The organism is Paraburkholderia sp. BL9I2N2 (assembly GCF_004339745.1).
Taxonomy (GTDB): Bacteria; Pseudomonadota; Gammaproteobacteria; order Burkholderiales; family Burkholderiaceae; genus Paraburkholderia.
The window spans coordinates 1,045,022-1,064,976 of the sequence record NZ_SMGP01000004.1 but is presented as its reverse complement, the minus strand read 5'-3'; the positions used below and the strand labels follow the sequence as shown (position 1 = coordinate 1,064,976).

The window sequence follows — 19,955 nt, the reverse complement described above, 5'->3', positions numbered from 1 at the left end:
TAAGGTACGGACTGGGAGTTTACCGCTAATCGGCCTGCCGCACCCGTATGCCCCTGCATGGAGCGCGGAACCGCTCTGGCGGTGCGCCGCTACCCGAGTTAAACGCAGCGCGCGCCACAGGTATTCCCGAAGTACCCCGGTGGCGCGTCACGCCTATACTGGAATGGCCTGTCCCTCACGACAGCGCGCCGCGCCGGCGTGCTGCACTGCGAAACGGAGCCGCTCCATGACAAGCGTTGCACAGCTTCTTAAAACGAAACCGAACAACACCACTGTTTTCACTGTCGGGGCCGACGACTCAGTCTACGAAGCGATCAAGCTGATGGCCGAAAAGGGCATCGGCGCGCTGGTCGTCACGGACGGCGACAGCATCGCCGGAATCGTCACGGAGCGCGACTATGCGCGCAAGGTCGTGCTGATGGACCGCTCGTCGAAGGCCACGCCGGTGCGCGACATCATGAGCAAGGCCGTGCGCTTTGTCCGCCCCGATCAGACCACCGACGACTGCATGGCCCTCATGACAGAGCGGCGCATGCGCCACTTGCCCGTGATCGACAATGACCGGCTGGTCGGCATGGTATCGATCGGCGACCTGGTGAAGAACATCATCGCCGAACAGCAGTTCACCATTCAGCAGCTCGAGTTCTATATTCACGGCGAGCGGCCCTGACCTGATACGCACGCCGCGGAACCGACGCGCAAAAAAAGCCCAATCCGTGAAACGGTTGGGCGAAGCTACCTTGCGGCAGCGGAGGTTCCTTGACTTGTGGACCGCGACTCGCGCGGCCCGGCTGTCTTGTGGTGCTCGCGGCGCTGCTGCCGCGTCGCGCTCGAATCAATTCGACGGTTGAAAGGGTGCGCGCCATCAATGCGGCGCGCATGTCGATACCGACTTCACACTGCTTGCTGACAGACTACTGCATCTCGTTCGAGGCGAAATGCTGCCCGGTTGATCCGCGCGCTTTCGCCTCGATCGACGTTCTGCAAGGGCCTGCCACTACGGCCTGAATCCAGGCCCGCAAGCGGCTCCCTCGCTGGCTTAGTTACCGAAGTACACCGACTTCGGGCCCGACATCGGCTGAACCACCCCGCCCGCTTGCGACGAACCACTTGTCGCACCCCCGTAACCGCTGGTATCGGCGACCGGCTCCTGGGTCTGCGCGACGGCTGGGTTCTGCGCCTGTACGCGCCGTTCGGCAGCCTGAATGTCGGCCGGATAGGTCGAATCGTTCGACGCACCCGGGTTGTAGCCGGCTTGTTCAACCCGGATCAGATCGGCGCGAACTTCCGCGCGGGTGACGGGCTGTTGGCTCGACTGAGCGAACGAAGCGATCGGAGCGGCGAGAACGGCTGCAATGGCGACTGCTTTGATGAGCGATTTCATGATGATTTACCTCCAGACCTGGTTTTATTTGCAACGCTTGCCACACCATGTGAGAAGCGAGTGATTTCAGTCTAGTCATCAGATCGCCAAGGGAAAACCCTAGATTTCGAGATACATAATTGTCGCAATCGCAAGAATGGGTCGAAAATTACCGCAAGCCTCAATCCAAATAGCATGTTTGGCGTAATAATTGTCGGGATCGTAACCCTTTGTGTCTGAAGTTTCAAAAATGCATCTGATCTGAGCGTGTTCTGCTGACATACGCATGATCGCCGGGCAGATTTACGCCCTGTTCGGCGCACCGGATTGGGGCGTCAGCAGGAGCTTGCGCGGCCCGCTGACAAAGGCGCTGCCGGGTTCGAAAAACCTCAGCGGCCGATGCATTTCGCGCGACAAGCCAATGCGCGTCGTCACTCCCACCGGCAGTTCGCCCCGCTCCATGACGCCGATCCACAAGCTGCGGCCCGAGCACAGATCCCAGCCGTCGAACGCCGGGCCGATCCCGAGCGCCATCGTGAGCCGGCCGGGTCCGCGCGCGAGATCGCGCAACGGCACGCCGGGCCGCCGCGCTTCCATGAGCGGCAGGCCTTCGAGCGGCTCGATTGCGCGCAACAGAATACCGGCGCCGACCTCCTCGGCTTCGGCGGACATGTTGAGCATGTACGACAGCCCATAGGTGAGCCGCACATACGCGTGACCCGGCGCGAGAAACATCGAACCGTTATGCGGACGTCGGCCCATGAACGCATGACTGGTCGAATCGCCGAGCGGATACGCCTCGGTCTCGACGATGCGTCCGCTCATGCGCCCTTCGGGCAGATCGTGCACGAGGTATTTGCCGATCATGAAGCGCGCGAGTTCGACGGTATCGAGCGGTAATTCGTCACGAAGCAATGGCAGGATGGGAAGTTGATGTTTCCGCATGCGTTAGACCTTATTCTTAAAGCGCATGGTGTGGGACTTAAAAGCTATGCAAACGGTATGGGATGGATGCGTGCAACCGCGCCGTCGCGAGCCGCCAACGGCGCGAGGCAACGCTCTGGTTCCAGCGGTTGAGCGCCATCGGTCAGTTTTCATCGGCCCATTCGTTGTACCAAAACCTCACTTCCGTGCTGCGCCGCCATCACCATGGCACTAATTGGAGTATCGTGTGTTTCCGGCCTGCAGCACAGCCTTTGCCGGCTCGCGTGTGTTTCGGCCCGCCCGAATCAGCATACAGTTTGAAAGCATTCGCACGATCCGCAGCACCGTTCCATTCAGTTTTGATCCCGATGTACCTGCTGGTGTAGCGCACTGCCTCATTCGGGGGCGGTTGTACCCATGACAATAGGAGAGAGTTGAATGAAAGCATTCCCGGCAATCAAGATGATCGGCAGCGCGCTGATCGTTCTCGCGTCCCTCAATGCGTATGCGCAAACCAGCGACGCCGCAGCTCCGGCCGCGGCATCGGAGTCGGCGCAACCGACGGCCAAGCAGACCAAGGCGGCCAATCGCGCCCTGGGACGCAAGGTCCGCACCGCACTGTCGAAGACCAAAGGCCTGAGCGTGGCGAACATCACCGTGCGTGCACGCGGCGGCGCAGTGACGCTGGCTGGCTCCGTGCCCGAGCAGCAGCAAGTCGACCTGGCCACTCAGGCGGCGCAAGGCGTGGCCGGCGTGACGTCGGTCAAGAACGCCCTGACGATTCGTCCGGTCGGTCAGTAATCGAGTGAGCCTGCTGTAATCACATAGCCGGACGCCAATGCCCTGTCACAGGGGCGTTGGCGCCACCGGAGCGGTTTCGCCGCACGCGGCAGCCGTAGTATCCTCGACACACCGGGGTTCGCCCGACATCCCGCGTTTAGCCGACGGAACCTCAATGCCTACCGGTCGCCGTAGCCACCGCGCATTCGTCACACACCAGCCACGTCCGCCACGCGTTATCCGCGCAATTCTGCGTGACCCGATCCCTTTCTCCAGCAGTCGCCGTTTGCGCTACAGCATGCCGGACGCACGCCATCGTCGTCTGTCCCTGAGCATGGACAAAGCCACGATCACGAACAATTATCCTTTATAATTTAAAGTGTTAGGGCGTGTTGTTTAGAAGTTGCATGAACATATGCGCTCGCTTCAAGCCAAGGCGGAAGCCGTTCGCGCCCCGCCGGGCCACTCAATACAAGCATTAAAAGGAAGCCCGATGACCACGCCTGCGACCGTTCTGCCCCGCTGGACCATTGCCGTGCCATTCGTCGCGTGGATCGTGCTCGGTATCGCGTATGCCATGCCGGACAGCGGCCTGCTGCTCGTGCTGGTCGGCGTGGCGTTGTGCGCCGCGGTCTTCACGGCGGTGCACCATGCGGAAGTGGTCGCGCATCGGGTCGGCGAACCGTTCGGCACGCTGGTGCTGGCAGTGGCCGTCACCGTGATCGAAGTCGCGCTGATCGTCTCGGTCATGCTCACGTCCGGTCCGGAAAAGGCCGGTCTCGCGCGCGACACGGTATTCGCGGCGGTGATGATCGTCTGCAACGGCATTGTCGGCATTTGCCTGCTGGTGGGCGGTATCCGCCATCGCGAGCAGGATTTTCAAAGCCGTGGCGCCGCTGCGGCGCTGGCCGTGCTCGCGTCGCTGTCCGTGCTGACGCTGGTCATGCCGAACTACACCACCACGAACGTCGGCCCGGTCCTGTCGTCATCGCAACTGGCGTTTGCCGGGGTGTCGTCCCTCGTGCTGTATGGCGTGTTCGTGTTCGTGCAAACCGTGCGCCACCGCGATTACTTTCTGGCCGGCACGCCGGACGAAGACGTCCATGCCGCGCCACCGAGCGCCGGCCAGGCGATGGCGGCCGGCGGCTTGCTGCTGGTGTGCCTCGTCGCGGTGGTATTGCTTGCAAAGGTGCTCTCGCCGGTGGTCGAAACCGCGGTCAAGAATGCGGGCGCGCCGGCTGCCGTGGTCGGCATTGTGATTGCCGCGCTCGTGTTGCTGCCTGAAGGGCTGGCCGCGGTGCGCGCGGCGCGCGCCGACCGCTTGCAGAACAGCCTGAATCTCGCACTCGGCTCGGCGCTGGCCAGTATCGGCCTGACCATTCCGACCGTCGCCTGCGTCTTTCTGTACACCGGCCAGCCACTGGTGCTCGGCATCGACGGCAAGGAAACCGTGCTGCTCGTCCTCACGCTGATAGTCGGCACGCTCACGCTCAGCTCGGGCCGCACGACGATTCTGCAAGGCGCCGTGCATCTGTCGCTGTTCGCGGCGTATCTGTTTCTGTCGTTCGCACCTTGACCTTGGGCGCCAGAGCCTGAAAGAGCGGCGTCGGGTCGGCTGGCCCACGCGCCGCCACGCCAGCCGGACTACTCTTCCCAGTGCGCCGCGATCCAGTCGCGGAACAGATTCAGCTTCTGCTGATGCGCGACCGAGTCCGGGTAGACGAAGTAGTAACGCCAGCCGGTCTTGAGCACCGTATCGAACGGCCGCACGAGCCGCTTGGCCGCCACGTCCTCGTCGATCAGCGCAAGATCGCTGATCGCGACACCGAACCCCTGTAACGCGGCGTTGGTCGCCATATCGAGCGTGTCGAAGCTCGGGCCGTGCTCGGCGTCGATCGCCGCGGCGTGCGCGGCATCGATCTCGGTCACCTTGGCAAGCCACATCTTCCAGTCGCGATGATCGCGCGTGGGATGCAGCAGCGTGTGGCGCGCGAGATCAGCCACCTCGGCAAGCGGCTTGTCTTTCAGCAGATCGGGCGCGCACACGGGCGTCAGACGCTCCTCGAACAACGGCACCGCCTGCACGTCCGCCCCCGGCGACGAGCCGTAAATGATCGCGGCGTCGAACGGTTCGAGCTGGAAATCGACGTCGTGCTGCCACGTAGTCGTGATCTGCACGTGCAGTTCGGGATACTCTGCCTGGAAGCGCATGATCTTAGGCAGCATCCAGCGCATCACACAGGTCGGCACTTTCAGCGCGAGATCGGTGCGCTGCCGGGTGAGGCGCAGCGAAATTTCCTCGATGCGCGCGAAGCTCTCCTTCACGGCCGGAAGCAACAATTCCCCTTCGGCAGTGAGCGTCAGGCCTTTCGCGTGGCGCTTGAAGAGCGGAAACTTGTAGTAGTCCTCGAGCGCGATGATTTGCCGGCTGACCGCGCCCTGCGTCAGGCATAGATGGTCGGCGGCGCGCGTGAAACTGCGATGCCGCGCCACGGTTTCGAAAATCTGCAGCGCGTTGAGCGGCGGTAGGCGGCGCATCGTGGGTGTCCAGTACGATCAGGAAAAATCATTGCGTGGGCGTGGCGGCGCGGGTCGTCGCCTGCCGCCAGAACGCCTCTCGCGGGCCTACAGGATACGCGATCACAAATTGCCTAACGAGAAGCGGTGAACACGACGGTCATGCATTCGGCTCATGCCGATGCCAAAACTTGCCGTTAACCAGGCCAGCATGCACCGGCGCAGGGCAAAACACGTTCGCAACCGCACCAGAACCGAGCTTTCCTCATACCTCCACGAGGGCGCGAATCGTCGACGAAACATGGACGTTAACCCGCATGCGCTACTGCCTCGGCGCTCCCGCCCTCTGACGGGCGTGCGCCGCCCCAGTCGCGCGGCGGCCTTTGCATGAGCTTACGTCATGCCCTCCATGCGCATATTTCGTTTGTTGAGGGATTTTGGCAAACCTAGAGTGCATCCACACGCAGCGCAGGCAAGCAACGCAAACGAGCGATGCAGCGGCGGCGGTCACAGCGATATCACTAGGCAACAGGCGTTCAACACAGGAGACCGCCATGGAAGAGATCAAACGGGGTAGAAGGCAGGCCATCAAGTCGATCGGCGCGGCACTCGCGGCATCCACCTTGCCGATGCCGTTCATCAATCTGCGCGCGCAGGAACACAACTTCAGCGGCAAGACGCTGCGTCTCTTGACGTGGTCGGACGACACGGGCGCCGCCGCTCTGCGCAATATCGCCGCCACGTTCACGGCGAAAACCGGCGCCAAAGTGATCGCCGACCGCGCCGACGGCACCTCCGGCATGGTCGCGAAGGTCAAGGCCGCGGGCGATCGTCCCACCTACGACGTCATCACCTTGGCCGGCGTCGGCGCGGCCGGTCTCGGCGACGCCGGTCTGCTGATGAAGCCCGATCTGGACAAGCTGCCGAACCTGAAAGACGTCGCGGCGCAGTACCGCACGGGCGCGAACGGCTTCGGCGTCGGCTACCTGCTGTGGTCGGACGGGTTGATCTACAACACGTCGACAGTCAAGACCGCGCCGGCATCGTACGAAGCATTGTGGGATCCCAAATACGCCGGCCGCCTGTTCCTGCCGCCGCCCGAGTGGGCCGAAGCGGTGGACCTGGCGATCATCGCCGCGAAGATGAACGGCGGCTCGCAGCAGAACATCGAGCCGGGTTTCAAGAAACTGATGCTGTTGAAAGACCGCGTGATGACGCTCGGCGAGAACCCGAACCAGGTGGCCGATCTGTTCCGCACCGGGTCGCTCGACATCGGCGGCATCTATTCGCCGGCGTTCTTCCCCAACCAGATCCGCAAGCCCGAGTACAAGATGGGCGTGACCTACGGCATGAAGGAAGGCTTCGCCACGCAGCTGATGTTCACCGTGATCCCCAAGGCGCATCCGGGCGACAGCGATCTGATCCACGCCTTCATCAACCATTCGCTCGACGCCGGCGTGCAAGGCCGCATGGCCGCCGACGTGCTGAACGGCCCGGTCAATTCGAAAGCGGTGATTCCCGCCGAGAGCCGTGCGTTCGTGCCGAGTCCGCAGCAGATCGCCGAGAAAGCCGTGCTGCATGACGACAAGGCGCTCGCCGTGGTGCAGCCGGCGTGGATCAAGCGTTACACCGAAATCTTCTCGGCATGACCGCGATGCTCGCCCGCTTTTCGCGGCGTGCTTCACCGGCGTCCGATCCGGCCTCGGATGCCGCGACGGGCGCGTCCAGTCTCGGACCGGACACGCCCGCCGCCAACGCGATGGCAAAGGCGCGGCCGTGGCTGCTGCTCGCGCCGATCCTGCTGTTTCTCGCCATCCTCGGCGCGGCGGCGCTGGTCGTGCTGCGCATGAGCTTCGGCACGCAGGGCAACGAGTGGCGCGGCTTCACGCTGCAAAACTACGCGGACCTGCTCGACGGCTACTTCATGAAGTCGTTGTGGCTCACGTTGAAGCTCGCGTTCCAAAGCATGATCTGCGCAGTGCTGCTGGCAATTCCGGTCGCACTGGCGATGGCGCGCAACGAAGTCGCGGCTCGCACGGCGGCTTCTGCTCGCGGGCGTGCTGCTGCCGCTGCTCGTCAATCTGCTGCTGCAAGGCTATGGCTGGCTGATCATTCTCGGGCCGGCCGGCCTGCTCAATCACGCGCTGCTCGGCAGCGGCCTCGTGCAACGTCCATTGATGTGGCTGTACCGCGAAAACGGCGTGCTGCTCGGCTTGATCCAGACGGCGTTTCCGCTCGCCGTGCTGCCGCTCTCGAGCGCGATGCGCGCGGTCTCGAGTTCCTACGAGGAAGCCGCCGCCACGCTCGGCGCGACGCGCTGGCAAACGCTGCGTCACGTGCTGTTGCCGCTCGCCATGCCCGGTCTCGTGTCCGGCGCGCTGCTCGTATTCGCCTATAACGCGAGCGCGTTCGCCGTGCCGCTGCTGCTCGGCGGACGACGCGTGCCGATGCTCGCCGTGCTGGTCCACGATCAGGTCGCGCCCTTGCTGAACTGGCCGGCGGCCTCCGCGTCGGGTGTCGTTTTGATGGTCGCCACGTTGACGGTGATGGCGCTGTCGCAGCGCCTCGTGCGCCGCACGCAGCGTCTCGCCGAGGAGCCTCACGCATGAGCACGCCCATTCAAACCGCGCCGCCGCCGCGCTTGCAACCGCGTGCACCACGCTTGCCGGCTGTCATGCCCGGCCAGCTCGGCAAGGCCACCGCCCTGCTCGCGGCTATCGTTCTGTTCCTCGCCGCGCTGCCGATCCTCACGATGATCACGATGTCGTTCAGCGCGGCCGACACGCTCGAATTCCCGCCGCATGCCTACGGCTTGCACTGGTATCGCGCCGCGTGGCACAGCTTCGTGTCGCCGGACGCGAGCGACACGCTGTCGATGGGCGGCGCATTGCGCACGAGCCTGATCGTCGCGCTATCGACCATGGTGATCGCCACGCTCGTCTCGGTGCCCGCCGCCTACGCGTTGAGCCGCTACCGCTTTCGCGGCAAGCCCGCGGTCGAACAACTGGTCGCGTTGCCGCTCGTCTATCCGCTCGTGATGCTCGGCCTGTCGCTGCTGCTGGTGTTCAACGTGCTGCCGGTCGAACTCGGCGTGTTCCGCCTGATCATCGCGCACGTGATTCTGGCGCTGCCGTTCACCGTGAAAAATTGCGCGGCGTCGGTCGCCTCGATTGGTCCGGAGTTCGAAGAGGCTGCCTGCGTGATGGGCGCGAGTCCCAGCCGCGCGCTCGTCGACGTGATCCTGCCGCTGATGCGCCCCGGCATTCTCGCCGGCATGCTGTTCGCGTTCATCATCTCGTTCAACGAATTCACGGTCACGTTCTTCCTGTACGGCATCGATACGATGACGCTGCCGGTGTGGCTCTACAGCCGCACGGTGTCGTCGCTCGATCCGACCGTGTTCTGTTTTGCCGTGTTCATCGTCGCGATCGACTTCGCGCTGATCTGGCTGCTCGAAAAGCTGATCGGCGACGAAGGCGTCGCTTTGTGATCGCGCGCTCATGACGCCCTCTTCTTGCTGGAGCATCCGATGACCCATTTAACGTTGCAGGCCGTGACCCGGCGCTTCGGCGCGGCCCATGCCGTCGACAGCGTCGATCTGAGCGTGCCCGACGGCAAGCTGGTGTGCTTCCTCGGCCCGTCCGGCTGCGGCAAGACCACGCTGCTGCGGATGATCGCCGGCCTGGAAACGCCGACCTCGGGCAGCATCCATTTCGCCGGGCGCGACATCACGCGCCTGCCGGCGAACCAGCGCGACTTCGGCATGGTGTTCCAGTCGCTCGCGCTGTTTCCGCACATGACGGTCGCGCAGAACATCGCGTATCCGCTGAAGCTGCGCAAGACGGCGAAGGACCAGCAGACGCGCCGCGTGGCGGAGTTGCTGGAACTGATCCAGTTGCCGCACATGGCGAACCGGCCGGTCACGCAACTCTCCGGCGGCCAGCGTCAGCGCGTGGCGATTGCGCGCGCGATCGCCTCGCAACCGAAACTGCTGTTGCTGGACGAACCGCTCTCCGCGCTCGACGCCAAGCTGCGTGAAGCCATGCAGGTGGAGATCCGCCTGCTGCAACAGCGTCTCGGCATCACGACGATCATGGTCACGCACGACCAGCGCGAAGCAATGACGATGGCCGACGAGATCGTCGTGATGGAGAAAGGCCGCATCGCACAGGTCGGCAAGCCGCTCGATATCTATCGCGATCCGGTCAGCGAGTTCGTCGCCGACTTCATCGGTCTCGGCAATATCCTGCCGGTCACCTACGACGGCGCGGGCGGCGTGAGCCTGCCGGGCGGCCGGCGCATCAGCGTGGTGCAACCGGCGCGCGTGCCGGAGTCCAGCAGCGATATCCGCCTGCTGATCCGCCCCGAAGACGTGTGCGTGAAAGCCGCGTCCGATTCCGCGGGTCCGAACCGGCTGCAAGGCACCGTGACGTTTATCCGCGACGTGGGCGCGTCGCTCGAAGCGACCATCGACTGCGCCGGCTTCATCTTGACCGCCGCCACCACGCCGCGCGAAACGCCGGGGCTTACGCTCGGCATGCCGGTGCTCGCGGAATTGCCGCCGCATGCGTGCAAACTGATCGCCGCGCGGGTCGGGCATTGAAGCGCACTGACTCCCACTGAATCGCACGCCACTCAAACCCATTCCAATACCGACATTTTCGACAGAGGAAAGATCATGAACCACCGCCCCGCTGCCCCAACCCGCACCCGCCGCGTGTTCGCCACGCTCGCCGCGACGCTCGCCTTCACCGCCCTCGGCGCACTGTGCGCGTTGCCGTCGGCCGCGCATGCGGACGCGCTCGACAACATCGCCAAGTCGGGTACGGTGCGCATCGGCGTGTTCGAGGACTACCCGCCGTTCGGCTCGATCGGCCCGGATATGAAGCCGATGGGCTACGACATCGACGTCGCGAACCTGATCGGCAAGGCGCTCAACGCCAAGGTCGAACTCGTGCAGGTGACGGGCGACAACCGCATGGCCTACCTCGCCGACCACAAGGCGGACATGCTGCTGTCGGTCGGCCAGACGCCGGAGCGCGAAAAAGTGATCGACTTCTCGCAACCGTACGCGCCGTACTACCTCGCCGTGTTCGGCCCGAAAGCGCTGCCCGTGAAGAGCGCCGCCGACCTCGCCGGCAAGTCGATTTCGGTCGCGCGCGGCACGCTGGAAGACCTGAGCGTGACCAAGATCGCGCCGCCCACGGCGAACATCAAACGCTTCGACGATCCTAACGGCGTAATTTCGGCGTTTCTTTCTGGTCAGGTACAGTTGATGGTAGTCGGCAACGACGTCGGCGCCACGATTCTCGCGCGTCATCCCGCCAACGATCCCGAGCAGAAGTTCTCGCTGTTCAGCTCGCCGGATCACGTCGGTTTGAACAAGAACGAGCCGCGTCTGAAGCAGAAAGTCGACGAAACGATTGCCAAGGCCCGCAAGGACGGCACCATGAACGCGATTTCGCAGAAGTGGCTGCGCGCGCCGCTGCCGGCCGACCTCTGAACCTTTTTTTGCGCGGACCACGAAGCGTGGTCCGCGCCGGAGTTTGACCTCACGATGAGCGCCATGCCATGACCTATGCGTTCGATTTCAGCGGCTTCGGCCTCTATGCGGGGATGCTCGCGCGCGGCGTCGCCGTGACCTTGGGGCTGACGGCCGTCTCCACCGTGCTCGGCGGGATCGTCGGCATTGCCGGTGCGAGCGTGGCGGTGGCCGGGCCGAAATGGGCGCGCTGGGTCGTGGCGAGTTACGTGGAGTTGATCCGCAACACGCCGTTCATCGTGCAGTTGTTCTTCGTATTCTTCGGTTTGCCGAGTCTCGGCATTCATATCGATGAAGTGCAGGCCGCGATTCTCGCCATGACCGTCAATCTCGGCGCTTATGCCATCGAGATCGTGCGCGCCGGCATCGACTCGATTTCGCGCGGCCAGGTGCAGGCGGCGCAGGCTCTCGGTCTGCATGGGCGGCAAGTGTTTCGCTTCATCGTGCTGCCGCAGGCCATCGCCAACGTGTTTCCCGCGCTGCTGAGCCAGGTGCTGATCGTGATGCTCGGCTCGGCGGTGGTCTCGCAGATCTCCGTGCCCGATCTCACGTACGCGGCCAACTTCATCCAGTCGCGCAACTTCCGCTCGTTCGAGAGCTACCTGATCATCACCGCGACGTATCTGGTGCTGTCGATCGTGTTGCGGCAAATCCTCAACCGGCTCGGTCGTGGACTGTTCGCGGGCCGTGCGGCGCGCGGCAACGAGAGCGCGCCGCGTAACTGGCGCAACCGCCTGATGTGGCGCGGCGCCCGCACCCTGCCCACGGAGCGTTGATCATGGTCGAATTCACGCTGTGGGACATTGCCCGCAATCTGTTGCTCGCCGCCCGCTGGACGGTGCTGCTGTCGTTGATCGCGTTTGTCGGCGGCGGTATTGTCGGCCTCATTCTGCTCGCGATGCGCGTGTCGCCGATCGCCTGGCTGCGGCGCATCGTCGTGGTGTATGTGGAAGTGTTTCAGGGCACGCCGCTCCTGATGCAGCTCTTTCTGGCGTTTTTCGGCTTGCCGCTGCTCGGTGTCGACGTGTCGCCGTGGGTCGCGGCCACCGTCACTTTGACGCTTTATACGAGCGCCTATCTGGTCGATATCTGGCGCGGCTGTGTGGAAGCCGTGCCGCGTGGTCAGTGGGCAGCGGGCGCGAGTCTCGGTATGACGTTCGCCCAGCAGTTGCGCTATATCGTGTGGCCGCAGGCGCGGAAAATCGCGGTGGCGCCGACGGTCGGCTTTCTCGTGCAAGTGGTGAAAAGCACGGCGCTCGCGTCGATCATCGGCTTCACCGAATTGACCAAGACCGGCACCATGATCACCAACGCCGCGTTCCGCCCGTTCCCGATCTACGGCATGGTCGCGATGATCTACTTCGCGATGTGCTTCCCGCTGACGTGGTACGCGCGGGTGCTGGAGAAACGACAGAAGGTGGGCCAGCATCGTTGAAATTGGCTGCAGCGTGTGAATAAATAAAGCGGCAACCGTGCAGAACGGTTGCCGCTTTTTTATTACTGCCGTGAGAGGACTAGCGAGCCGCGTGTGTCGACTTGCGCAACTTCGCCACGTCGTCCGCAGTCACCGCCGGCGCGCCGTTGTTCCACCCGGCTCGCACGAAGGTCAGCACATCGGCGATCTGCTGGTCGTTGAGCACCGGCGCGTACTTCGGCATCGGATACGGCGCGGGAATGCCGCCGATCACCAGGTCCTCGGTGCCGTTCAGCGTCACGTTGATCAGCGACGACGGATCCTTCTCCAGCACGTTCGGATTGCCGGACAAGGGCGCCAGCATCGGTGCGAAGCCGCGGCCATCGACACCGTGGCAGTGCATGCAATACGCCGTATAGACCCGCGCGCCGGCATCGTTCGCGGGACGGTTCAGCGACACCTTCGTCGCCTGCGGGTCGTACTTATACGGCGGCGCACCGCTGCCGCCCGCCGGCGGCAGCGACTTCAGATACGTCGACATGGCGGCAATGTCCGTATCGTTCATGCCCTGCGTGCTGTTGTTGATCACGCTGGTCATCGAACCGAACGCCGAGGCATGGCGATTCGCGCCGGTCTTCAGAAACGCCTGCAGGTCCTGATCGTTCCAGCGGCCGAGACCAACGTTCTGCTCGCCGGTGAGATTCGCCGCGAACCAGCCGTCGAGCAGGCCGCCGGTGAGGAACGCGCTGCCGCTTTCATCGAGCGCCTTCTCCTGGAACGCGATGCCGCGCGGCGTGTGGCACGAACCGCAGTGCCCGAGCCCCTGAATCAGATACGCGCCGCGATTCCAGGCTACATCCTTGCCCGGCTTGTCCTGATAGACGCCTTTCTCCAGGAAGACCATGTTCCAGAACTTCAACGGCCAGCGCATGTTCATCGGCCACTTGATGTCGGGCTCGCGATTCGCCTGCTGCACCGGCGCCACGCCGCTCATGAAATACGCGTACAGCGCTTTCATGTCGTCGTCGTTGACCTTGGCGTACGACGGATACGGCATCGCCGGATAGAGGTTGTGGCCGTCTTTGGCGACGCCTTCGCGCATCGCCCGCGCGAAGTCCTCTTCTGTATAGCTGCCGATGCCGGTCTGCTGGTCGGGCGTGATGTTGGTGGTGTAGATCTGGCCCATCGGAGTGGTCATCGGCAGGCCGCCCGCGAACGGCTTGCCCTTCGGTGCCGTGTGACAGGCGACGCAGTCGCCGACCTTCGCCAGATAAGCGCCGCGTTGGACCAACGCCTGATCCGCTGCCAGCGCCGGCGTCTGCGCGAGGAACGGCAGCGTCACGCACAACGCCGCACCGAAACCCTTCAGAGTGTTTTTCATGTCGGGCTCCGATCAGGCGGTTTGCAGTTGGCTGCCAACCGGCAATTGCCGCAGCCGCTTGCCGGTGGCCGCAAAAATCGCATTGGTCAGCGCGGGCGCGAGCGCCGCCGTGCCGGGTTCGCCGATGCCGCCGGGCGCCTCGCTGCTCTTCACGATATGCACCTCGATCGGCGGCGTCTGATCGATGCGCAGCATCCGGTAATCGGTGAAGTTGTTCTGCTCGACGCGGCCGTCCTTGATCGTGATCTCGCTGTAGAGCGCCGCCGTGATGCCGAAGATGATGCCGCCCTGCACCTGCGCTTCGATCGTGTTCGGATTGACCACCATGCCGCAATCGACCGCGCACACCACGTGTTTGACCGCCACCTCGCCCTGATCCACCGCGACGTCGACGACGATCGCAAAGAAGCTGCCGAACGCATGCATGACCGACACGCCGCGCCCTTGTCCCTTCGGCAGCGCGCTGCCCCAGTTCGCCGCCTGCGTGGCGACGTTGAGCACGTTCAGCGCACGCGGTGTCTTACCGAGCAGATCCTGACGGTATTTGACGGGATCGACTTTGGCCTGCGCCGCGAGTTCGTCGATGAAACTCTCCACCACGAAGGTGCCGCGCGTCGGTCCCACGCCGCGCCAGAATGCGGTGGGCACCGCGTGCGGCTCCTCGCGAACGTAGTCGATCAACTGGTTGGGCAAGTCGTATGGCAGATCCGAAGCGACTTCGACCGCATCCGGATCGATACCGTTCTTGAAGGCGGGCGGTGCAAAACGCGCCAATATCGACGAACCGACGATCCGATGCTGCCACGCGACCGGTTTGCCATTCGCGTCGAGCCCGGCCGAAATCTTGTCGTAGTAATACGGGCGGTACATGTCGTGCTGAATGTCTTCTTCGCGCGTCCAGACCACCTTCACCGGCGTCGAGACTTGTTTGGCGACCTTCACGGCTTGCGTGACCATGTCGAACTCGAGCCGCCGCCCAAAGCCGCCGCCTATCAGATGGTTGTGCACGACGATCTTGTCGGCGGGCAAGCCCGTGACCGCCGCGGCGGCATCCACCACGCGCGTCGGTACCTGCGAGCCGAGCCAGACATCGCAACCGTCGGGGCGCACGTGCACCGTGCAGTTGATCGGCTCCATGGTGGCGTGCGCAAGAAACGGCTGCTGATACACGGCGTCGACGCGCGTCTTCGCACTGGAGAAAGCATTGCCGACGTCGCCGTCCTTGCGCGCCACCGCGCCGTTGCGTTGCGAGGCGTTGGCGAGATCGTCGACGATCTGCTTCATCGACAGATTCGCGCCGGCACCCTCGTTCCACTTGATGACGAGCGCCTGCACGCCGCGCTTGGCGGCCCACGTGTGGTCGCCGATCACCGCGACCGCGTTGTCGATCTTGATGACCTGGCGCACGCCGGGGATTTTTTTTGCATTGGTGTCGTCGACGCTGGCGAGCGTGCCGCCGAATACCGGGCAGTTCGCAATCGCCGCGTAGACCATGTCGGGCACGCGTACATCGAGGCCGAACATCGCGGTGCCGTCCACTTTCTCCGGCGAATCGAGGCGCTTGACCGCCGTGCCGATCAGCTTGAAGTCCTTCGGGTCCTTGAGCTTGACGTCTTGCGGCGCCGGCAGACCGGCGGCCACGGTCACCAGTTGACCATAGCCGACACTGCGCTTGCTGGCCTCGTGGATCACCTGCCCACCCTGCGCATGGCAGCTTGCCGGATCGACCTGCCATTGCTGCGCGGCCGCGCTGATCAGCATGGTGCGCGCGGTGGCGCCCGCTTTGCGCATCGGCTCCCACGCATAACGGATCGAGGTCGAGCCGCCCGTGAGCTGCCCGCCGAGCAGCGGGTCCATGAAGAGCTTTTCATTCGGCGGCGCGTGATCGATGGTGACCGCGTCGAGCGGCACTTCGAGTTCTTCGGCGATCAGCATCGGAATCGACGTGTAGACGCCCTGGCCCATCTCGACCTTCGGAATCACGAGCGTGACCTTGCCCGCGGTATCGATCTGGATAAAGGCGTTCGGTGCGAACACGCCGCTTTGCGGCGTTTCGACACCGTCGCCGCCGATCACCGATTTGCCGGCCTTCTGATCCTGGCTCGCGGCCGGCATGCTGAAGCCGAGCAACAGTCCACCGCCTGCCGCCGCGCCTACCGTCACGCCAAATTTCAGAAAGGCGCGTCGTGAAAAGCCACGTGCGGCACGCGCGCCGCTCTGTGCATCGAGCAATCCCTGGGACATGTCATGCCCCCTTAGCGGCGTGCTTGATCGCCGCGCGGATGCGGTTATAGGTCCCACAGCGGCAGATATTGCCGGCCATGGCGGCGTCGATGTCCGCATCGGTAGGATTGGGGTTGCTTGCCAGCAGCGAAGCCGCCGACATCACCTGCCCCGACTGACAGTAGCCGCATTGCACCACGTCCAGTTGACGCCAGGCCTGCTGCACTTTCTGACCGGCCGGCGTGCTGCCCACCGCTTCGATCGTGGTGATCTTGCGGTCGCCAACAGCCGCCGCCGGCAACACGCACGAGCGCACCGCCACGCCATCGAGGTGCACCGTGCAAGCTCCGCATTGCGCGATGCCGCAACCGAACTTCGTGCCGGTCAGACCGACCACATCGCGTAAGACCCACAGGAGGGGCATGTCGGGCGGCGCGTCGACGGTGTGCGTCTGGCCATTGATATTCAGCGTTGTCATTGAGCGGCTCCGAGTGGGGTTTATTGTTTATCAGGTGGTTTAGGCAGAGACGTCGAACCGAAACGTAAAGACTCGCCGCGTTTATTCGATAAGCCGGACTAATGCGCGCTGCGGCTTTCCAGTCGTTTAAAACGGCGGTGAATGCATGGGCGCGAACGCGCCAAAACTGATCGGCGAATTGTAGACGCCCTTTAAAAAGTTCGCCTCGAAGCTGCATGCCGCCGGCCGGCTGGAAGATTCTAGCGGGCGCCGATCGCGTGGCTGAAAGGTGTTTTTAATCGGCGGAAACTATCCGCGCGGCGGTTCGAGCGGCCGGCCTTTATACGATCAGTGAATCTTGTTGAATCAATGCCGGGCGATTTTGTTAGCATGGATCCGGTCTGACTGACTATCCGAAGGAGCAGCACACATGAACGACTCGCAATGCACTCAATTCCTCTCGGACATTCGCCGACCGCTATTGGCGCTGCACAAAGCCATCCTCGATCACGAGCGTGCCGTGTACGAAAAGGAATTCGGCCCGGTCACGCCGGCGGCTTTCCTGCAGGTGCTCATCAACGGTTCGGGGTTCCGCTGGCTCACGCCGCTCTCGACGATCATTGCGAACGTCGACGAAATTCTCGACGATAAGGAAGCCGAAGCCGCCGACCGCACCGCCGCGGCCGAAGCGGTGACCGGGCTCTTCTCGCCCGACCAGCCGAACAATGCCTTCCTGCCGCGCTATCTGCCGCTATTGCAGGCCGATCCGGCGATCCTGCATCAGCATGGCCAGGTGTCGCAGCTGTTGCGCGGGATTGAATCGAAGTAGCCGGTTGCGCGCGGCTTCGTGTGCTCGCGTAGTGCGGGTTCGGGCCGCGCGTGGTTTGCGCGTGGTTTGCGCGTGGTTGGCGATTCGCTGTCGGCATGGTCGCGAGCGCGGCGCGCAGCGTTCATGCGGCCTCGGCTCCCGAATTTCCTCACCATTGAAAAGCGCGCGTTTCGATCGAGCGGGACTCGTCTGCATGACGGCGGCACGGCGGCGGCGTTGACGGATTACCAGGCTTTTTGAATGCGGCCAACGCAACGAGGCCTTATTTCAGGCCAATTTATGCACGATTCGTAAGAGTGTGTGTTGTGTGGTGGATTCGTTTGCCGTTGAAACGAGTGCGCGACCGAGTCAAGGTTGAATTTGCCTGGCTTTGCTGACTAAAACAAAGGTGAGCTTCTGCGGGAGGCATCCTGATGCAGGCTACGAAAAGCCGGTCAGCATGCTTCACGAAGCCCTGCTAAGGTAAGCAGACTTTCTTGCGACGCTCATCGCTATGCAAAACTGGCCGCTCCCCGAAAGCTATACCTTCCGCGATCAAGCCGTGCGCTTCAACGTGAGCGGCAATGGCCCGCCGCTGGTGCTGGTTCACGGCACGCCCTTTTCTTCGTATGTGTGGCACCGCATTGCTCCGCATCTCGCGCAGACGCGCACCGTCTATTACTACGATCTGCTCGGCTATGGACAATCCGAACAGCGCGACGGCCAGGACGTCTCGCTCGGCGTGCAGAATGGTTTGCTGGCGGAATTGCTCGCGCATTGGCAACTGGAAAGCCCGGATGTCATCGCGCACGATTTCGGCGGCGCGACTTCATTGCGCGCCCATCTGATCGACGGCTGCGACTATCGCAGCCTCACGCTGATCGATCCGGTAGCGGTCGCGCCGTGGGGTTCGCCGTTCGTGCGGCATGTGCGCGAACACGGTGACGCGTTTGCCGGACTGCCGCCCTACATCCACGAGGCGGTGGTGAAGGCGTACGTGCGCGGCGCGATCGCGCGCGAGATTCCGGATGACGAACTCGCGCCCTATGTGACGCCCTGGCTCGGCGCAACGGGTCAAGCCGCGTTTTACCGGCAGATCGCGCAAATGGATCAGCGCTACACCGACGAGGTCGAGGCGCGCTATCCGCAGCTACGCTGTCCGGTGCAGATTCTGTGGGGCGAAGAGGACCAGTGGATTCCGCTGGCGCGCGGCCGTCAACTGGCCGCGGCCATACCGGAAGCGCGCTTTCAGGCGGTGCCGACAGCCGGCCACCTGATGCAGGAAGACGCGCCGGAAGCGATCGTTGCCGCGGCGCTGCTGTGGCTGGATTGAGGTCGCGCGCCTAGCCGCGTCCGTGCGGCAGGTACGGCATGGGATCGATCGGCTTGCCGTCGCGGCGCAATTCGAAGCCCACGGAAACGCGCGAATTGTTTTCGTCGCCCATCTCGGCGATCTGCTGTCCTTGCACGACAATGTCGCCGGTTTTGACCAGCAGCTTGCGGTTGTGCGAGTAGGCGGTCAGAAAGTCCTTGTTGTGCTGGACGATGATCAGGCTGCCGTAGCTGTTCAGGCCCGTGCCGGCGTACATCACCTTGCCGTCGGCCGCGGCCCGCACCGGATCGCCAGGCTTGCCGCCGATTTCGATGCCGCGCGTTTCGCCCGGCTGGAATCCTTCGACCACGCGCCCGCCCGCCGGCCAGGCTAGTGATACGCCGTTCGCGTGCCGCGCGGTTTGCTGCGCGACTTCGCGTGCTTCAGCGGCACTGAGCGTCGGCGACTGCACGGCCTGAGCGGACTGCGACGTTGACTGCGTTGGACCCGACGCGGAGGCCGGCGCCGCCGCCTGCTGCGCCGCAACCGAAGTCGCCGGCGTGGACGCCGCGGCGGCCTTCGCTGCCGCATTAGCCGCGTTCACCGCCCGCACCGTTTCCGGCGACGCGACGTGCAAGACCTGTCCCGACTTCAAGTGCGAGGACGCCTTCAATCCATTCCAGGTCTGCAACTGCTTCACGCTGCAATGATGATGCTGCGCGATGCGCGCCAAGGTGTCGCCACGTTTGACGCGATACACCAGTGGCGGCGATTTCTTGAGCAGCGCGCTCTGCTCGGGGGTGATCGCGGGCGGCGCGGCCGCCGTCGCATCGGCTGCCGGCGCGCTTGGCGCCGGCACGCTGGACGCAGCCGCCGCGGCTGTCTGCGCGTCCTGCTGGCCCAGATTCGCACAACCGCTGACCGCCAGCGCGACCCATACGCCAGCGAGACTGGCCATCCTGGTTCTGTCGAAGCGCTTTCCCATCTTGTTCGACTCCTGCCTCGTTCATTGGCGAGCCGGATGCCGCCTTGTCGCGTGCGATGCGCGCGCCCGGACGGCGCGCTGCTTTCCCCTGCGACACGGCAAAGCCGCTTCGTGCGGCGCTCACCCATGCCCTGCCGACCAACCCAACCCTCGCCTTCACAAGCTGCCGGATGCCCGGGACGCGTACATGCCGCCCGCCAAAACAGCCCATCGTCCGCGAAAAGGGCCAGACTGCCGATTAAAATTCAA

18 protein-coding genes and 1 pseudogene are annotated in these 19,955 nt (G+C 63.8%); 12 read left to right on the top strand and 7 right to left on the bottom strand.

Annotated features, from left to right (window positions below; genetic code table 11):
- The first annotated feature begins 226 nt into the window (after nt 1–226).
- The gene (locus B0G74_RS41230) at nt 227–670 is read left to right on the top strand and encodes a CBS domain-containing protein (protein WP_132383049.1); all 444 of its coding nucleotides are present in this window, start codon (nt 227–229) and stop codon (nt 668–670) included.
- Between the two features lie 369 nt (nt 671–1,039).
- Here B0G74_RS41230 and B0G74_RS41225 read toward each other — a convergent pair whose 3' ends face one another.
- Both B0G74_RS41225 and B0G74_RS41220 read right to left on the bottom strand, forming a co-directional pair.
- The gene (locus B0G74_RS41225) at nt 1,040–1,384 is read right to left on the bottom strand and encodes a DUF4148 domain-containing protein (RefSeq protein ID WP_132383047.1); all 345 of its coding nucleotides are present in this window, start codon (nt 1,382–1,384) and stop codon (nt 1,040–1,042) included.
- 282 nt (nt 1,385–1,666) lie between these two features.
- Nucleotides 1,667–2,308 carry a DNA-3-methyladenine glycosylase gene (locus B0G74_RS41220; RefSeq protein ID WP_132383045.1) on the bottom strand — a complete coding sequence of 214 codons (642 nt, stop codon included), beginning with the start codon at nt 2,306–2,308 and terminating at the stop codon, nt 1,667–1,669.
- Between the two features lie 417 nt (nt 2,309–2,725).
- Between B0G74_RS41220 and B0G74_RS41215 the strand changes: the two genes are divergently transcribed.
- Together B0G74_RS41215 and B0G74_RS41210 are read left to right on the top strand one after the other, a co-directional pair.
- Entirely contained in the window at nt 2,726–3,088 is a 363-nt protein-coding gene (locus B0G74_RS41215) for a BON domain-containing protein (RefSeq protein ID WP_132383043.1), read from the top strand.
- Nucleotides 3,089–3,560: 472 nt separating this feature from the next.
- Nucleotides 3,561–4,643, top strand: coding sequence for an ionic transporter y4hA (locus B0G74_RS41210; protein WP_132383041.1), 1,083 nt, complete (start codon nt 3,561–3,563; stop codon nt 4,641–4,643).
- A 68-nt stretch (nt 4,644–4,711) separates the two neighbouring features.
- Here B0G74_RS41210 and B0G74_RS41205 read toward each other — a convergent pair whose 3' ends face one another.
- Nucleotides 4,712–5,605, bottom strand: a complete 894-nt coding sequence (locus B0G74_RS41205; RefSeq protein ID WP_132383039.1) for a LysR substrate-binding domain-containing protein — start codon at nt 5,603–5,605, stop codon at nt 4,712–4,714.
- Nucleotides 5,606–6,138: 533 nt separating this feature from the next.
- On the opposite strand from B0G74_RS41205, the gene B0G74_RS41200 reads away from it, so the two are divergent.
- The 7 genes and pseudogenes from B0G74_RS41200 (at nt 6,139) to B0G74_RS41170 (ending at nt 12,561) form a co-directional block, all read left to right on the top strand.
- On the top strand, nt 6,139–7,233 hold the full coding sequence (locus tag B0G74_RS41200) for an extracellular solute-binding protein (protein WP_132383037.1): 1,095 nt from the start codon (nt 6,139–6,141) through the stop codon (nt 7,231–7,233).
- A pseudogene (locus tag B0G74_RS41195) lies at nt 7,230–8,193 on the top strand (ABC transporter permease). Before B0G74_RS41200 ends, B0G74_RS41195 begins: the two are co-directional and overlap by 4 nt.
- Complete coding sequence (locus B0G74_RS41190; protein ID WP_132383035.1) at nt 8,190–9,074, top strand: ABC transporter permease; 885 nt, start codon at nt 8,190–8,192, stop codon at nt 9,072–9,074. Before B0G74_RS41195 ends, B0G74_RS41190 begins: the two are co-directional and overlap by 4 nt.
- 39 nt (nt 9,075–9,113) lie before the next feature.
- Nucleotides 9,114–10,187 (top strand): ABC transporter ATP-binding protein, encoded by a 1,074-nt coding sequence (locus B0G74_RS41185; RefSeq protein WP_132383033.1) that lies wholly within the window; start codon nt 9,114–9,116, stop codon nt 10,185–10,187.
- A 75-nt stretch (nt 10,188–10,262) separates the two neighbouring features.
- Nucleotides 10,263–11,087: a transporter substrate-binding domain-containing protein gene (locus B0G74_RS41180; RefSeq protein ID WP_132383031.1), complete on the top strand. Its 825-nt coding sequence runs from the start codon at nt 10,263–10,265 to the stop codon at nt 11,085–11,087.
- A 68-nt stretch (nt 11,088–11,155) separates the two neighbouring features.
- The gene (locus B0G74_RS41175) at nt 11,156–11,902 is read left to right on the top strand and encodes an amino acid ABC transporter permease (protein WP_106277825.1); all 747 of its coding nucleotides are present in this window, start codon (nt 11,156–11,158) and stop codon (nt 11,900–11,902) included.
- A gap of 2 nt (nt 11,903–11,904) precedes the next feature.
- Entirely contained in the window at nt 11,905–12,561 is a 657-nt protein-coding gene (locus B0G74_RS41170; protein ID WP_132383029.1) for an amino acid ABC transporter permease, read from the top strand.
- 79 nt (nt 12,562–12,640) lie between these two features.
- Here B0G74_RS41170 and B0G74_RS41165 read toward each other — a convergent pair whose 3' ends face one another.
- Genes B0G74_RS41165 through B0G74_RS41155 form a run of 3 tightly spaced genes read right to left on the bottom strand, consistent with a single transcriptional unit; the run spans nt 12,641 to nt 16,622 of the window.
- Nucleotides 12,641–13,921, bottom strand: coding sequence for a cytochrome c (locus tag B0G74_RS41165; protein ID WP_132383027.1), 1,281 nt, complete (start codon nt 13,919–13,921; stop codon nt 12,641–12,643).
- A 12-nt stretch (nt 13,922–13,933) separates the two neighbouring features.
- Nucleotides 13,934–16,165, bottom strand: a complete 2,232-nt coding sequence (locus B0G74_RS41160; RefSeq protein ID WP_132383025.1) for a xanthine dehydrogenase family protein molybdopterin-binding subunit — start codon at nt 16,163–16,165, stop codon at nt 13,934–13,936.
- A 1-nt stretch (nt 16,166) separates the two neighbouring features.
- Nucleotides 16,167–16,622: a (2Fe-2S)-binding protein gene (locus tag B0G74_RS41155; RefSeq protein WP_132383023.1), complete on the bottom strand. Its 456-nt coding sequence runs from the start codon at nt 16,620–16,622 to the stop codon at nt 16,167–16,169.
- Nucleotides 16,623–17,031: 409 nt separating this feature from the next.
- Here B0G74_RS41155 and B0G74_RS41150 point away from each other — a divergent pair, with 409 nt between their 5' ends.
- Entirely contained in the window at nt 17,032–17,430 is a 399-nt protein-coding gene (locus B0G74_RS41150; protein WP_132383021.1) for a hypothetical protein, read from the top strand.
- 493 nt (nt 17,431–17,923) lie between these two features.
- The gene (locus B0G74_RS41145; RefSeq protein WP_132383019.1) at nt 17,924–18,742 is read left to right on the top strand and encodes an alpha/beta hydrolase; all 819 of its coding nucleotides are present in this window, start codon (nt 17,924–17,926) and stop codon (nt 18,740–18,742) included.
- 10 nt (nt 18,743–18,752) lie between these two features.
- Here B0G74_RS41145 and B0G74_RS41140 read toward each other — a convergent pair whose 3' ends face one another.
- Nucleotides 18,753–19,706, bottom strand: a complete 954-nt coding sequence (locus B0G74_RS41140) for a M23 family metallopeptidase (protein WP_132383017.1) — start codon at nt 19,704–19,706, stop codon at nt 18,753–18,755.
- Nucleotides 19,707–19,955 lie beyond the last annotated feature (249 nt).